This is a genomic window from Lentilitoribacter sp. JB5-8 (genome assembly GCF_055693385.1).
On sequence record NZ_CM146332.1, the window covers coordinates 1,354,914 to 1,369,107 of the forward strand.

Here is a 14,194-nt window from a genome sequence, read left to right on the forward strand (position 1 = left end):
TCCTCATGCTAGTATCGGTGTGATGTGCAATTGGTCCTCTGGTCCATGATGGTCAACGCGCATGGCGCAGTCATAGACATTCTCCAAATTGTTTTTATTCAAGACATCTTTTGGACTGCCTTGCGAATAGGTACTGCCGCTTTTCAGTAAAATGATTTGATCAGAATAGGCAGCTGTGAGGTTCAAATCATGAAGCACGGCAATAACAGTGCCACCTTCATCTGAATATTGTCGGGCAATTTTCATGATCTGTATTTGATGTCGGATATCCAAGCTGGATATCGGCTCATCTAAAAACAAAACTCTGGAATTATTTTCATAAACTGGTTCCCAAACCTGCACTAAAACGCGCGCCAATTGCACGCGTTGTTGCTCACCTCCAGACAGCTCCTGGTAATATCGGTGCGAAAAATCGTGTAACCCGACTCTGGTCAAGGCGCGTTCGATAATATTATCGCTGTCAGGTGTTAAGCTGATACCGGATAATTGCCCAAGTTTAACCACTTCATACACAGTGAAAGGGAATGATAATTGGCTCGCCTGGGGCAGAACACCGCGCATGATTGCCATATCCGCAGGTGCCGTCTTGGCGACCTCCAACTGATTGATTTTAACTGATCCGCTATAGGAGATCTCCCCTGTGAGTGCGCGAAGCGTAGTGGTTTTGCCCGAGCCATTTGGCCCAACAATGGAACAAAAGGTTCCAGATGAAACATTAAAACTGATGTCATTTAAAATTTGTTTTCGCCCGAAAAAGACATCTAAACTAGACACACACAACATATTACAAGTCCAACAAACCGCGTTTACGTAGCAAGATCCATAAGAAGAAAGGTGCGCCGATGGCGGCGGTGATAATGCCGATTGGTAATTCTGCAGGGGCTACAATTTGTCGAGCAACAGTATCGGCCAATAAAAGCATAATCGCACCTAATAACGCGCAGGCTGGCAATAAATATTTGTGATCAGGCCCAATCCATAGGCGTAGCAAATGCGGAACAACAATACCGACAAATCCTATGCCCCCGCTCGCTGCGACAGCTGCACCGGTGGAGGCTGCAACAGCAACAATCGTGATACGCTTAAATATTTGAACATTAATACCCAAATGACGCGCGGTGGCTTCGCCAAGCGTCATGGCATTTAAGCCTTTTGCAAGAAATGTGCATAACAGCAAAATTGGTAGGATGATGGGTGTAATGGCAAATACTTTTGTCCAAGTTGCGCCAGCGAGTGAGCCAAGCTGCCAAAAGGTTAAGTCCCGCAATTGTTGATCATCTGCCTTGAAGACCAAAAGACCGGTAAATGCTCCTGTTAAAGCACCAAGTGCTATACCTGCTAACAGCATTGTGGCAACGGATGTTTGCCCGCCACGAGTTGAAACGCGATAGAGCAAAAATGTTGTCACCAACCCACCAAAAAAAGCAGCAATTGGTATGTGATATATCCCTAAAAATAGTGCAACGGGCGCAAGATATCCTGTACCAAGAACGATAAAAGTAACGGCTCCAAGCCCGGCGCCTGATGCAACACCAACTATGCCCGGATCAGCTAAGGGATTTCTAAAAAGTCCTTGCATGACTGCACCAGATACGGCCAACGATGCTCCGATCAGAACACCCAGTATCACCCTAGGGAACCGAATTGTTTCGATAACAACGCGCTCATATGTATCGATTTCAGCGGATTGGCCGAAGCTAAATATATAAGCAAGCGTGCTTTCAAAATGAACATCTGCCGCACCGCTGGAAAGCGCAAATATGCAAGTAATTAAAAGCGCTATGGCCATGACTACAGTTAGTACGAACGCATAGTGTGAACGGTCGCCAGCATGGGCATTGGGCTGATCGAATTTAAAGCCGTTGAAATATGGCCCGGATATTCTTTGCTCGCCGGGAGAACTTATAGACACAATTACTCACCATATATCTTTTGAGACAGTTCTAAAACGGCTTGACCTGTTCGTGGTCCATAACCAAGTAGGTAAAGTCCATTCATGGTAATGAGTGATTTTGATCGCCCTGCGGGGGTTCCCAAAATAGCTGGGTGGTTTAAAATTTCCTGAGACGTTTGTGCATCATCTCCGTGACGGTTCATCATCACAATCACGTCTGGGGCCGCTTCTAAAATAGCCTCATCGGTTGCGGATTTATAACCTTCCATGCTCACAAGCGCATTTTCAGCACCGGCCATTTCTATCATCCCTTCGGCAGATGTATTCGTACCTGCTGCAAGTAGATTGCCGCCGTTATTTGATAGGACGAATAATACCTTTTTCTTTTTGCTGATTGAGCCGATAATTGCATTTGTTTCTTCAAAATCGGCATTCACTTTATCTGCCAAAGCCGCAGCTGCATCTTCAACCCCGAGCGCACGTCCTACCGCTTCGATTTTAGATATCACACCTTCTTGTGTGTATTTTTCTTCAATTTCAACAAATGGAACCCCCGAACTTTTAATGACGTCAACAGCTTCTGGCGGTCCCGCGCCTTCAAGTGTGATGATCATATTCGGATTGACCGATAAAACCCCTTCGGGGGCTAATCGTCGAATATATCCAACATCGGGCAGCGAAAGAGCCGCTTGTGGATAGAGGCTGGTCGTATCGCGAGCAACCAATCGTTTTTCCTCGCCAAGAGCAAAAATGATTTCGGTAACGGAGCCACCAATTGAAACAATATGATCTTTGGCATCATTAGCGAGGGCAATTGGAGCGCTCAGGAGCAACAAAGATGATACGATCGCGGCTGAAAAGTTTCGTTTCACGCCATTTAGAAATTTCAACATTTATCTTCTCCTAAGCTGCCTGAGATTTTTTAATACGAGGCAAATTTTCAACAATGAGGCGCCAAGAATTACGTTCATCGTGGCCTTCAATTCGTTTGCCAAAAAATTGTATAATTAAATTGCCCTTAGCATCATAAGCTTCAACAGAAGACACATGACCTTTATCCGTTGGTTTGCGAACCGCCCATACTTGGTCAATATGGTCGGAACGAAGATGCATATGAAAACCTTCATCCAAAATGTTTAGCCAATTGCCCATGCGTTTAATGGATTGGATCGGACCGGAGTGGATTTGAATACATCCTTTATTTCCGATGAAACACATGATGGGCAGTTTTTCGTTAGCCGCCAGTCCCATAAGTGCTTCAATTGAGGAGGGGTCAATGGGCCAGGCATATTCTTCGCCAATTGTATTGACTGCTTGATAGCGGCTTAGTTTCAGACTTTTGACCATCATTGTGAATTGATGGGTATCCGTCATTTTTGACCACTTATCTTTAAGCTTATCAGCAACACTTTCAGGATTTTCCAAAGTATCTTTGACAATCTCTGGTTTGATATCAATCAGATCAGATTGATCTGAGTTGCAAAATGCTTCCCCAAGTTTTGACCAAGCATTCATATCTGTGTTTGGCTTGGTATGAATTTTGTGAACAGTATCGCCTTGTTCATCGAAGAACTGTATGCTCTGTTTCAAACCATGATCGGTTTCTTTTTGCACCAAAAACGCATGAGCGAAATGTCGACGAAATAGCCGGAGGTCGATCTGCTCGTTAGAGATCATGCTGGCGAATTTACCACCATGATACACGTCATAAACTCCCGTTTTTTCATGCACTGCGCTTTCATTGCGTGTGAGTGCGAGCACTTCCCCAACACTTGCAAGTCTGGTGAAGATTTCATCCATATCGCAATTTAGTCGGATCGTGCCATGGCCTGTATGTGCAGCGACCAATTGAGCTTCTTTAATGCCGAGCATATTTGCGATATCGCGCTCGCGCATTTTCGGGTTGTTTGCACAAAAATCACGGATTTCTGCTGCAGTTTCACTTTTTGTTTCTTGCATGATGTTGCACCTATTTATTTAGAATAAGTTTTCCCTGACGGGTAATTCTCAAACGATAAGATGCATCTTCGTGCTGAATGATAATTTCTTTGTGGCCCTGGAAAAGGTTCTCACTTGTATAAACCAACGATGGGCTTGCGGTTTTGATTGCTTTGTTTTGTTCCATCGAAATATTCACTACCTGCATCTTATACTCTTACTACTGAACTGAATTTCGCCGGGCTTGCAGATAGCTGGCTGGGCATTTGAATAATTTATCTTGACTTGTTTAGTATACTTTTTTAAAAAGCGCAATAACTTGACTAAAATAGTCATATTAAAAATAAGCACGCCAGCCATAAGCCAGCCGCTACCACAGCTTTAAAGGATATAGATTATGGGGCTTGCGAAGGGCTTTAAGCTCGCTTTGATGGCGAGTGTTTCAATGGGTGTGATTTCAGTGCATGCTGAAGCGCAAGAGACACAATATGAAAATACACTAGGCATTCGCCTATTGAGAATTGTGAAAGGCGCTGGCCAGGATAAGGTAGCCACTGATACCCCTCAGGCAGTAACGGTACTAAACCAAGAAGATATCGAAAATGCCGGCGCAACAACGGTGGGTGATACGTTCGATTCGGTCCCAGGCGTAACCACTTCTGGTTCAGAGAGCGTGTTAGGTGAGAGCTTTAACATCAGGGGTGTTGGTGCAGGTGAAGCGCAAGCCGATGAGGGGCGTTTTATCATCAGCGTTGATGGCGTAGACAAAAACTATCAGCAATACCGCTTGGGTGGTTTCTTTAGTGATCCTGAACTTTATAAACGCGTCGAAGTTCTGCGAGGACCTGCATCTTCAACACTTTACGGATCTGGCGCGCTTGCCGGTACTGTCTTGTTTGAAACAAAGGATGCATCTGACTTTCTTCAAGAGGGGCAAACATGGGCCGTTCGTTTAAAAGGTGCTTATGGGTCTGTTGATGAACAAGGTTTGGGCTCAACCACAATTGCTTGGCGTCCCGTGGACAGCGCTGAATTACTGCTCACAGGCAACATGCGCAATGGTGGAGACTATTTCACTGGTGATGGCTCAATTGTTGATTCAGACTTTGAGTCATTTTCTGGCCTAGCTAAAGGGACATTCTACTTTGGTGATGACAACGAAAAAGAGCTACGCGTATCCTACCAAAAATGGCAATCAGATGCGGAAAATCAGCAATATGCACAAACGGTAGACAGCACCGGTTTTGGCAGCGTGGATCGTAAAGTTATAGATGAGCAATTCCTTGTGTCTTGGGAAGATCCGTTTTCAGATAACGATTTGTTGGATTTAAAGGCGCAACTGTCATATTCAAACACGCTTAATGAAGAGCGCAACGCATCATTTTTCAGTTTTGGTGGTCCTGCATTCCAGTTCTTCCCAGACGCCGACTTCGCTTACAAAACTCTTCAGGGAAAGATTGAAAACACATCCTATTTTTCAGGTGAGAACTGGGAAAATTACTTAACTTATGGTGTGCAGTATACAAATCTGGATCGCGAACTCGCGTTGCGTAGTACAGGTGCACAGCCCTCAGGCACAGATACAAAAACAGCATTCTTTATTCAGAGTGAAATTACATTTGGTGATAATCTAACAATTATCCCGGGCCTGCGTGTAGATCATCGTAAACTAACGCCGGATGAAAGTGTCATTGCAGGATTTGGTTCTGCCTCAAGCATAAGTGAAACAGCATTTTCACCTAAACTTGCAGCACTTTATGAGTTTAACGAAAACTGGAACGTCTTTGGTTCGTATGCCCATACCGAGCGCTTTGGAACATTAGATGAAATTTACGATTACAGAACGGGTCTGGTTCCGGGAATAGATCTTAAAAAAGAAGAATCTGACAATTTCGAAATTGGTTTTGGCTATTCAAATACTGGCGTGTTTAGTGACAATGATTCCATTCAGTTTAAAACTACAGCCTTTTACAACACCATTCACGATTACATTACGCGTAATCCAAACACCAGCGATTCTGCGCGGACGGGTGCAGCTTACATCAATATAGATCAAGTTGAACTGTATGGCGTGGAAGTCGAATTTTCATATGACCGCGAAAGCTGGTTTGTCAGTGGTGGTGGCTCGATCATTCGTGGTGTTGATACCAACAACTTCTTCTCTACATCGGGGAATTTGAACACGATCCCGCCGGATGAATTGTTCTTTACAGTTGGCGGTAAAATCCAAGATGAAGGCATTAGCTATGGATTTAAAACGCGTCTCATCGCAGCGCAAGATGAAGTAATGACGGGCGGCCGCGATGAAAGCGACGACATAGTGCTTAATGATCTTTATTTCAATTGGGTGTCAGAAAAGAACGGTTACAACGGCATAGAGTTCCGCGCCAGCATCGAAAATATTTTTGACGTTCAATATCAGGAATATCTCTCCAACGACGCGGGCCCAGGACAAAACTTCAAGATCTCATTGGTCAAAGAGTTTGGCAGTTAATTGGGGGTAATTTGTTGTTAGAGAAAATGACAAAATTAAAATGGAAGGGAAGGTGGGTAATCCACCTTCCTTTAGCAGCATTTGCATTTACAGCTGTAACATCAGCCTATGCGCAAGAAAGCTCAAATATTGTATTAGAGTTAAATAAGCTAACGCCCCTAGAGGCGAGTTGTGAGCTCACATTCTTGGTAGAGAACAAAACTTCAACTCACGTTGAAAAGCTTGCCCTTGAATTTGCTTTTCTTGATAAAAATGGCCAATTGTCAAAGCTAGCCACTTTAAATTTCGGTGCATTAGTAACCCAGCGGCCAAAGATCGCACAGTTTGGGTTAACCCAAACACATTGCCAGGACCTATCCAAAATCTTTATCAACTCAGCTTCTGAATGCGCAGGGATTGTAGCAGATGATTGCATTGGCATTATCAGCAAATCCAACAAAACGTCGGTCGAGTTTTAGGTGATGACGAATGAATGAGATTTTGGATTTTATAAAATATGTGCTCGATCTCGGCGGGCCGGTGGTTGCAATACTTATCGTTGCTTCCTTCATTGCCTTAACACTCGTGATCTTCAAACTGTTTCAGTTTTACATCTTTGATCTTGGTAAAACAAAAGACACACGCCGTGCCATTAATCTTTGGCAATCGGGAAAAATGGAAGCAGCGCTAAATCTGATTGAACAAAAAAAGGGACTGATTGCACGCGCAGCATTTTTGGTCTTAAGCCGTCTGTCGAAAGATACCCCATCTAACCATGATCAAATTGAAGACGCGGTTCAAACACTTGCAATTGAGCGAATGCATAATCTGCAGTCGGGATTGAAGGCTTTAGACACAATCGCACAACTAGCGCCATTATTGGGTTTGTTTGGAACCGTTCTTGGGATGATCGATGCCTTTCAGGCTTTGCAAGGCGCAGGTTCAAATGTTGACCCGTCCATACTTGCTGGCGGTATTTGGGTTGCATTGCTAACAACGGCCGTTGGCTTGGCGGTTGCTATGCCGATCACGATTGTCCTTTCGTATTTTGAAGCGCGCCTTGAAAACGAACGCGTGAGCGTTGAGGTTTTGGTCGGTGAGTTGTTAAATCCAACAGAGCAACCAAAATTTGCTTAGGAGGGATTTGATTTGCACATTCAAAGTCAACTCGCCCCCCGTAAGAAATTATCTTTAACATCGCTCATTGATGTCATTTTTCTTCTGCTGTTGTTTTTCATGCTGTCATCAACTTTCTCCAAATATTCGAAATTAGAAATTAGTGCTTCGACAAATGGAGCAGGTGCAACAACGCGGCAAAAAACAAGTTTAATCGCCCTTGATGGTGTGCAGATTAGATTTAACGGACAAGCAACAAATATTGATGATTTGTATGCTCAGTTTACACAAACATCGGACGATCAAAAAACTATTTTGATCATTACGACTTCTGCACAAACATCAACTCAGCAATTGGTTGATGTGCTTAGCAAGCTTTCAAATATCGATGGCTTGAACATTACGATTGCGAGGTAGATATGCGCCTTGAACGTCGACATAAACAAAAGCAACACGAAAATACCATTCCGTTGATTAATGTCGTGTTCTTGATGCTCGTGTTTTTTTTGATTGCAGGCACAATTGCGCCAAGTGCTGATAATGAAATTACACCTGTGGTCAGCGTGCTGGATCAACAGTCGCCGCCGGAAGAGGCAATTAGCCTGCGCAAAGATGGATCCATGTATTTCCAAGGTACTGAATTGAACCTGTCATTACCTTTACCAGCTCAATTAGATAAGTCAGATCACTTGATTATTTATCCAGATCAAAATTCAAATGCGCAGATGTTTGCAGAGAAAGTCGCGCAACTGAAATCAAAAACATCAAAACCAATTTCGATATTGATCAAAAGGGAGAGCGAATAATGCGCACTTCTGGAAACCGACGGATACTTCTTTTCGCTGCGATATTATCTTTGTTTGGGCATATTGCCTTGGCATCGATTTTTATCGACAAACAAGATGAGGCAAAAATTGCTGGCGGAGCTACGGTTTCAATTGCGGTGATGGGTGATGCTTCGGTTGATCAAGTTATGGCCGGGGAGCTGTACCCCAATCATAAAACCGAGCACCATGAAGCAAAGTCTGACCCAACAGAGTTAACTGCTGAAACTGAGGTAAAACAGGTTCAAGATACAAATACAAAGAGTGCAACTTTGGACGCAAAACCAAATGCGGAACAATTGTCTGAAGCAAATGCGCCTAAAAAGATTAAGACCCACTCAACTCCACCAAAAGAATTAACTGCCAAAGCGCTCAAACTCGCTGAAACAACACCGGTTAAGTCTGAGCCCGTAGAGATCAAAACCGCATCAAAATTGGCGTATTCGAACAATCAAAATACACTGCTTGAGACGCCTGAAAAGCAGACACTGAGTGAAAAACTCCAAGAGCTTCAGCATCAAACAATTGAACCACTCAGCACTCATCAAGCAATTCAAGATGTTGAAAAGACAATTGAGCAAATTGATGCGCAAACACCCTCTGATGATATACCTCTGCCTCAATTCCGGCCACAAGAGGAGTATAAAAAGCCTGTCCAAACAGCAAAACTTGATCCAGGTGCAATATCAAAGAAACCGATAATCCGTTCAGCTAAAAAGAAGGCTGAACCTAAAAAAGCTGCAACAGGACGCAAGGGCAAAAATCAAGCAAATGTGAAAAAAGGCAGCCAGGCTAGTAAAAACAAACAGGGTAAGGCTGGATCAAAAAAACGGGGACAATCCAAGGCCAGTGGCAATGCCAGTATCTCTAATTACAAAGGCAAAGTTCGGCAAAAAATATTTCGGCGATTTAGTCCAAAAACAAGACCAGCAAAACGCGATGCTGTGGTCGCCTTTACAATTGGCAGAAATGGGTCGGCCAATGGGGTCAGATTGGCAAGAAGTTCGGGAAATGCCAAATTAGATCGTGCGGCTTTGTCTGCTGTTAAACGGGCATCGCCTTTTCCATCTCTGCCATCTGGTAAATCAAAACTGGCGTTCAGTGTAGGACTGAATGCTGGTTAAGGAAAAGACGTGCCTTTGTCGGCGCTCTAGCTATGCAGCTGAGCTAAACTGTATGTCACCATCGTGTAAAAAGCAGAGTTTGTTGAAGCAGGATGTATCAACTGGATTGGGTAGGCGCAGATCCTCAAGCGATGGGAATTTCTCGGATGTGAGCTCAAATCTTCGATCAATCTGGGAAACAAAGATAAAAGTGGTGCCTGTCTTATCCGCATATCGTTTGAGCATGAGAATTTGTGTGTCTAATGCTGAATTATCGCGCTTTTGATCCAATAGTTGTAAATAATCAATAATGACGATTGCATTTCGGTGAGAAGGATTAATGCGGTTGATAATGTGTTCGGCACAAATCTCATCAGATGTATCAATCGTTAAAGAATGGGCTCGTGAATTAAACTGTACACCCAGATTTGCAATGGCAGTTTTGATGTCTTTTACATTGTAATCAAGACTGAAAATATAACCCGTTTTTCCAACAGTTTCACTTAATGTCGCCAGTTCTAATGCGAGTGAAGTTTTACCGTGTCCCGGTCGCGCGGCAATTATGACCATATCACCTGGTATAATTTTTGATAGGAGCTCTTTTGCTGGTGTTGTTTTAGAATAACATGAGGACAGATGACCCCAATTTTTATATCCCTCAGAAATCGCGATTTGATCAAGTGCTTCGTTAAGCTTTAACCCCTTGGATCTGGCATTGAGTTTAGCTTGGCGCTTAAGCTTGTAAATCGGTGATGATAGTTTCATTTTGAACATCCTCTTATAAGCAATTAGCCGGTCCCTCCTTACGTTCATGCTTAATCAGATTAGTTTCAAATTATCATCACTCTACATTTTTAATGCTGCCCCAGTGGAGGGAGGAGGCCCGAGCAAGGCCTGTCTCATAATAGCACTCAAGCCTTCTTTTCTCAACTCAAATTGCGGGAAATATCTTTGCTTGTTGGACGTGAATGGACCCTGTTAAAGCGTGTTTGCTACTTGACGTCTGACATGCTGTTTAAAATCAAGAAGCAATTTTGTTTCAAGTTGGTCGTTTAAAGTAATCATGTTCACAGTGTTGATCGGGCTTGGTAAATCTATTGGCATAGGCACTAAGCCGCTTGGTCTTTTTGTGTGAATAGCATAGCTAGGTAAAACCGTTAGAAAATCGGTGATACGCAGTGTTTCTAGAACCGCACCGGCGGCTTCTGTTTGAAACGCTAGTCGTATTTGCTTCACACCTAATAGCTTTAATGCATTTTCCATATCTGTACGCAGAACACTGCGCTCAGAATGGGCGATCCACGTGGTCTCGCTTAGGTCTTGAACCGTGATTGCCTTCTTGTTTAATAGCGGATGGTTTTCTCGACCCACAATCTTATTCTGGTCATTAAATAACGGTTCGATATTAAGATCAGCACCGCTTACATTCGACATTTTTGCAGGGCCTAAAATGATGTCGATTTTGTTTTGAAACAATTGCTCCTGCAGCGCGGTGTAATAATCAGCAATTAAATCAATGCGGACCTCGGGGCGTTGTTCAATAAAACTGGCAATGGTTTCCGTCATCAATCGTTCACATAAAAAACGCGGTGCGCCGATTTTCAATACACCGGAAAATCCGCTTTTACCCAAATCAACAAATTCTAATGATCTTAGTCTCGCTGAGCGTATCACACGTCCCTGGCTCGATAATTCATGACCAATGTCGGTTAAACGCAAGGGCCTTTTTGTGCGTTTAAAAACCGGCATGCCGATACGCGCCTCTAAGGTGGCAACCATCCGACTGAGCGCTGGTTGCGACATATTTAATTCATTTGCCGCTGCCTGGAAGGTGCCTTTGTCGACAATAACGGACAGTTGTTCGAGGTGACGAGGATCTAAGAACATATCATTTGCTTATGTTAATTTACCGAAATATTATTGGACTGTTATGTTGGTGTAGTCAATACTTGTCCTTAGTTGGTCTTCTCCATCTGGAGAGACATATGTTTGGGAGGACATAATGAAATTCAATTCAACTTTATTGGGCTTAACAGCCGCTTTGGTCATGTCTACTGCGCCAAATATTGCGCAGGCGAAAACGCGATTGATCGTAAATTGTTTTTGGCCATCTCAACACTTTGTGTGTCAAAAGGTGTTGCCTGGCTGGTTGGAAGAGGTAGAGAAAGTCACGGAAGGCAGGGTAGTTGGTAATATTCCGCCAAAGTCAGTGGCGCCGCCACCAGAACAGCTTGGTTCGGTAGAAAAAGGCATTGTTGATGCAGCTGTTCAGTTCAATGGCTTGATCGGGAATCGTGTAAACGGCGCGTTGACTGCCATGCAGCCGTTTGTTGGCGCATTTAATGGGCCTGCAATGACGCAAGCCGCATGGGAAACTCAAGAAAAGTTCTACCCTGAAGAATTTGATACAGTCGAGCTTTTAGCGCAGTGGGTCATCACACCCGGTCGGTTATTCTCAACAACAGACAAGCCCGTCGTTACTTTGGAGGATTTTACATCTCGAAAAGTTTGGGCATTGCCCGGACCACTCGCTAATATTGGAAAATCTTTGGGCGCAGGGGTTGTTTCATCTCCGGCGGTTAAATCAAATGAAATCATTTCTCGCGGGGTTGTAGACGCACATTTGGGGCTAGGTGGAGATGCGATTAAAGCGTTCCAGGTTGTTCCTTATTCAAAATCGATGACAAAGTTCTCAAAACCACTTTATACAACATCATTTTCCTTCGTCATGAACAAAGAAAAGTGGGCAGATATTTCTCCTGAGGATCAAGCGGCCATTCGTGCCATTAGTCAGGAGAAAGTGGGCATGGTTGCTTCCGCAACATGGGATTCTGTCAGCAGTTCTGTATATGCAACTTTTGATGAGTTAAATATCGAAGTTGTAGATGCAGATCCGGGTCTTGAAACTGCGTTCATGGATGCTGCAAAACCAATCACCGCAAATTGGATCGCAAAGGCAACTGAAGCCGGCATTGATGCGGATGCAGCTCTTGAGTTCTACAAAAAGCGCTTGGCGGAACTTAATCAATGACGGGTAACTCCCAAAGTTCAAGCGGTGTGAGAGGGCTGTTTAATCGGTCCATCACAGCGCTTGAAACATTTTCAAGCACAGTAATTTTCATCATGATGCTTCTTACATTTGCTGATGTGATTGGGCGCTATATTTTAAATAAACCAATCTTTGGTGCGTCCGAGATGATTTCTGCGCTCTTGGCGCTTGCAATTTTTTCAGGCCTTGGTGTGACCAATGCGCGTGATGAGCATATCATGGTTGAGCTGTTTGTTGAGCCGGCAAGAAAGCTGTTAAAACCAATATTCTATGAGGTTGTTATCCAAGTATTTTCTGTGGCAGCAATGACGCTTATCGCCATTGTATTGTTCGAGCACGCGTTGGAATCTTATGAATTAAAATCTCTTACGGTCGTGATGGAAATCCCGCTTTACTATATCACAGGTTCAATTGCTTTCTTGGCGTTGATAAGTGTTATTTCTCAGATACTTGGTATCTTTTACAAATTCATCGATATGGGTAGTTTGGAAGCCGAAAAATGATTACCGCACTTTTAGGTTTTGCAGCCCTTATTGCGCTGTGCTTCTTTGGCTTTCGTGTTGGCTTTGCAACGCTTATTGTTGGCTTCGTTGGTTTTGCTTTAGAGCGGGGGATGAGTGCATCTCTTGCCATGGTCGCGCAGCAAGTTGCCGAGGATGCTCAAAACTATAATCTATCCGTTATTCCACTTTTCATTCTAATGGGCATATTCGTTTATCGATCTAACATTAGTGGCGATCTCTATGATGCCGCCTATGCCGCATTGGGTCGATTTAGAGGTGGATTAGCGTTAGCAACTGTCATTGCCTGTGGCGGATTTTCAGCAGTATGTGGCTCAACCTTGGCAACAGCTGCCACAATGTCAAAAGTCGCAATGCCGCAGATGAAGGGTTTTGGCTATAAAGATAGCCTAGCCGCCGGAACGATCGCGGCCGGCGGTACGCTCGGCATCATGATCCCGCCATCTGTTCCACTTGTCATTTACGGGATTACGGCTGAACAGGATATCGGCTTGTTGTTCATCGCAGGCATTTTACCCGGTATTCTGCTGGTTCTGTTATTCCTGCTTGCGGTTATGTTTACCGTTTATCGCGACCCAAGCTCAGCGCCAGATGCAACAGATCTTGCACCTGAGCGAAAGAAAGAAGCAATTCGCGGAACGCTGCCGGTACTCATTCTTTTCGTCGTTGTCTTAGGCGGTATTTACGGTGGTGTCTTCACAGCAACCGAAGCGTCAGGAATTGGTGCATTTGGTGCCGCCGTGATTGCCTATTTACGAGGTTATTTGCGCAGTTTTGAACAGTGGCGCAGCTGTTTGGTTGAGGCTGCTATTACCACATCTAAAATTTTCATCGTTTTGTTTGGAGCCGTTGTATTTGCCCAATTCATAAACCTTTCAGGCATGCCTTATGACTTGTTAGATCTGGTTGATGAATTACAGATGGGACCGTTGCAACTTGTTGCTTTTATTTGTTTTATTGCTTTGCTTATGGGCATGGTGTTTGAATCAATAGGCATTGTGGTTTTGCTTGTTCCTGTTTTTCTACCGGCTGTATCCATTCTTGGGGTTGATATGATTTGGTTTGGTATCATCATTGTTTTGGTGACTGAAATTGGTCTCATCACACCACCAATTGGTATGAATGCGTTTGTGGTGAAATCTGTGCTTCCAGATGTGCGACTGCTCGATATTTTCCGCGGAGTTGTGCCATATATATTTGCTTTATTAATAGGCTTGTTGTTGGTGTTTTTATTCCCATCAATAGCAACCTTTTTGCCTGAAATTGCTAGGTGATC

Annotated in this window: 16 protein-coding genes; 9 read left to right on the top strand and 7 right to left on the bottom strand. The window is 43.8% G+C overall.

Translation table 11 applies throughout. The features are described from left to right. Nucleotides 1-3: 3 nt before the first annotated feature. The 5 genes from ACZ1GZ_RS06470 to hemP are packed head-to-tail and all read right to left on the bottom strand — an operon-like array spanning nucleotide 4 to nucleotide 4,019. Nucleotides 4-783, bottom strand: coding sequence for a heme ABC transporter ATP-binding protein (locus tag ACZ1GZ_RS06470; protein ID WP_472667654.1), 780 nt, complete (start codon nucleotides 781-783; stop codon nucleotides 4-6). Nucleotide 784: 1 nt separating this feature from the next. Then, nucleotides 785-1,882, bottom strand: coding sequence for a FecCD family ABC transporter permease (locus ACZ1GZ_RS06475; protein ID WP_472668246.1), 1,098 nt, complete (start codon nucleotides 1,880-1,882; stop codon nucleotides 785-787). A gap of 32 nt (nucleotides 1,883-1,914) precedes the next feature. Next, nucleotides 1,915-2,787, bottom strand: a complete 873-nt coding sequence (locus ACZ1GZ_RS06480; RefSeq protein ID WP_472667655.1) for a heme/hemin ABC transporter substrate-binding protein — start codon at nucleotides 2,785-2,787, stop codon at nucleotides 1,915-1,917. Nucleotides 2,788-2,797: 10 nt separating this feature from the next. Next, nucleotides 2,798-3,853: a hemin-degrading factor gene (locus tag ACZ1GZ_RS06485; protein WP_472667656.1), complete on the bottom strand. Its 1,056-nt coding sequence runs from the start codon at nucleotides 3,851-3,853 to the stop codon at nucleotides 2,798-2,800. 10 nt (nucleotides 3,854-3,863) lie between these two features. After that, nucleotides 3,864-4,019, bottom strand: a complete 156-nt coding sequence (gene hemP, locus ACZ1GZ_RS06490) for a hemin uptake protein HemP (protein ID WP_472668247.1) — start codon at nucleotides 4,017-4,019, stop codon at nucleotides 3,864-3,866. Between the two features lie 210 nt (nucleotides 4,020-4,229). Here hemP and ACZ1GZ_RS06495 point away from each other — a divergent pair, with 210 nt between their 5' ends. From ACZ1GZ_RS06495 to ACZ1GZ_RS06520, 6 genes are read left to right on the top strand one after another with little or no spacing between them, the layout of a single operon-like run. Next, nucleotides 4,230-6,326, top strand: coding sequence for a TonB-dependent receptor domain-containing protein (locus tag ACZ1GZ_RS06495; RefSeq protein WP_472667657.1), 2,097 nt, complete (start codon nucleotides 4,230-4,232; stop codon nucleotides 6,324-6,326). A gap of 26 nt (nucleotides 6,327-6,352) precedes the next feature. Continuing rightward, entirely contained in the window at nucleotides 6,353-6,784 is a 432-nt protein-coding gene (locus ACZ1GZ_RS06500; protein WP_472667658.1) for a hypothetical protein, read from the top strand. Nucleotides 6,785-6,794: 10 nt separating this feature from the next. Next, nucleotides 6,795-7,442 (top strand): MotA/TolQ/ExbB proton channel family protein, encoded by a 648-nt coding sequence (locus tag ACZ1GZ_RS06505; protein WP_472667659.1) that lies wholly within the window; start codon nucleotides 6,795-6,797, stop codon nucleotides 7,440-7,442. 12 nt (nucleotides 7,443-7,454) lie between these two features. Continuing rightward, entirely contained in the window at nucleotides 7,455-7,838 is a 384-nt protein-coding gene (locus tag ACZ1GZ_RS06510) for an ExbD/TolR family protein (RefSeq protein ID WP_472667660.1), read from the top strand. Nucleotides 7,839-7,840: 2 nt separating this feature from the next. Next, complete coding sequence (locus tag ACZ1GZ_RS06515) at nucleotides 7,841-8,227, top strand: ExbD/TolR family protein (protein WP_472667661.1); 387 nt, start codon at nucleotides 7,841-7,843, stop codon at nucleotides 8,225-8,227. Then, nucleotides 8,227-9,369 (top strand): energy transducer TonB, encoded by a 1,143-nt coding sequence (locus ACZ1GZ_RS06520; protein ID WP_472667662.1) that lies wholly within the window; start codon nucleotides 8,227-8,229, stop codon nucleotides 9,367-9,369. Before ACZ1GZ_RS06515 ends, ACZ1GZ_RS06520 begins: the two co-directional genes overlap by 1 nt. A 30-nt stretch (nucleotides 9,370-9,399) precedes the next feature. On the opposite strand, the gene ACZ1GZ_RS06525 is transcribed toward ACZ1GZ_RS06520, so the two are convergent. Both ACZ1GZ_RS06525 and ACZ1GZ_RS06530 read right to left on the bottom strand, forming a co-directional pair. After that, nucleotides 9,400-10,113 carry a DNA helicase gene (locus ACZ1GZ_RS06525; RefSeq protein ID WP_472667663.1) on the bottom strand — a complete coding sequence of 238 codons (714 nt, stop codon included), beginning with the start codon at nucleotides 10,111-10,113 and terminating at the stop codon, nucleotides 9,400-9,402. A 213-nt stretch (nucleotides 10,114-10,326) separates the two neighbouring features. After that, a complete protein-coding gene (locus ACZ1GZ_RS06530) occupies nucleotides 10,327-11,235 on the bottom strand; it encodes a LysR family transcriptional regulator (RefSeq protein WP_472667664.1) in 909 nt (302 codons plus the stop codon). Between the two features lie 115 nt (nucleotides 11,236-11,350). Between ACZ1GZ_RS06530 and ACZ1GZ_RS06535 the strand changes: the two genes are divergently transcribed. From ACZ1GZ_RS06535 to ACZ1GZ_RS06545, 3 genes are read left to right on the top strand one after another with little or no spacing between them, the layout of a single operon-like run. After that, on the top strand, nucleotides 11,351-12,379 hold the full coding sequence (locus tag ACZ1GZ_RS06535; RefSeq protein ID WP_472667665.1) for a type 2 periplasmic-binding domain-containing protein: 1,029 nt from the start codon (nucleotides 11,351-11,353) through the stop codon (nucleotides 12,377-12,379). Next, nucleotides 12,376-12,900, top strand: a complete 525-nt coding sequence (locus ACZ1GZ_RS06540) for a TRAP transporter small permease (RefSeq protein ID WP_472667666.1) — start codon at nucleotides 12,376-12,378, stop codon at nucleotides 12,898-12,900. The genes ACZ1GZ_RS06535 and ACZ1GZ_RS06540 overlap by 4 nt, the downstream gene beginning before the upstream one ends. Next, on the top strand, nucleotides 12,897-14,192 hold the full coding sequence (locus ACZ1GZ_RS06545) for a TRAP transporter large permease (RefSeq protein WP_472667667.1): 1,296 nt from the start codon (nucleotides 12,897-12,899) through the stop codon (nucleotides 14,190-14,192). The genes ACZ1GZ_RS06540 and ACZ1GZ_RS06545 overlap by 4 nt, the downstream gene beginning before the upstream one ends. The last annotated feature ends 2 nt before the right edge of the window (nucleotides 14,193-14,194 follow it).

Bases quoted from the DNA above. Each gene is read 5' to 3' on its own strand.
- ACZ1GZ_RS06470 (WP_472667654.1), bottom strand. From the start codon at position 783: ATGTTGTGTGTGTCTAGTTTAGATGTCTTTTTCGGGCGAAAACAAATT.
- ACZ1GZ_RS06525 (WP_472667663.1), bottom strand. From the start codon at position 10,113: ATGAAACTATCATCACCGATTTACAAGCTTAAGCGCCAAGCTAAACTC.
- ACZ1GZ_RS06540 (WP_472667666.1), top strand. From the start codon at position 12,376: ATGACGGGTAACTCCCAAAGTTCAAGCGGTGTGAGAGGGCTGTTTAAT.
- hemP (WP_472668247.1), bottom strand. From the start codon at position 4,019: ATGGAACAAAACAAAGCAATCAAAACCGCAAGCCCATCGTTGGTTTAT.
- ACZ1GZ_RS06520 (WP_472667662.1), top strand. From the start codon at position 8,227: ATGCGCACTTCTGGAAACCGACGGATACTTCTTTTCGCTGCGATATTA.
- ACZ1GZ_RS06495 (WP_472667657.1), top strand. From the start codon at position 4,230: ATGGGGCTTGCGAAGGGCTTTAAGCTCGCTTTGATGGCGAGTGTTTCA.
- ACZ1GZ_RS06535 (WP_472667665.1), top strand. From the start codon at position 11,351: ATGAAATTCAATTCAACTTTATTGGGCTTAACAGCCGCTTTGGTCATG.
- ACZ1GZ_RS06515 (WP_472667661.1), top strand. From the start codon at position 7,841: ATGCGCCTTGAACGTCGACATAAACAAAAGCAACACGAAAATACCATT.
- ACZ1GZ_RS06500 (WP_472667658.1), top strand. From the start codon at position 6,353: ATGACAAAATTAAAATGGAAGGGAAGGTGGGTAATCCACCTTCCTTTA.
- ACZ1GZ_RS06485 (WP_472667656.1), bottom strand. From the start codon at position 3,853: ATGCAAGAAACAAAAAGTGAAACTGCAGCAGAAATCCGTGATTTTTGT.
- ACZ1GZ_RS06530 (WP_472667664.1), bottom strand. From the start codon at position 11,235: ATGTTCTTAGATCCTCGTCACCTCGAACAACTGTCCGTTATTGTCGAC.
- ACZ1GZ_RS06545 (WP_472667667.1), top strand. From the start codon at position 12,897: ATGATTACCGCACTTTTAGGTTTTGCAGCCCTTATTGCGCTGTGCTTC.
- ACZ1GZ_RS06505 (WP_472667659.1), top strand. From the start codon at position 6,795: ATGAATGAGATTTTGGATTTTATAAAATATGTGCTCGATCTCGGCGGG.
- ACZ1GZ_RS06480 (WP_472667655.1), bottom strand. From the start codon at position 2,787: ATGTTGAAATTTCTAAATGGCGTGAAACGAAACTTTTCAGCCGCGATC.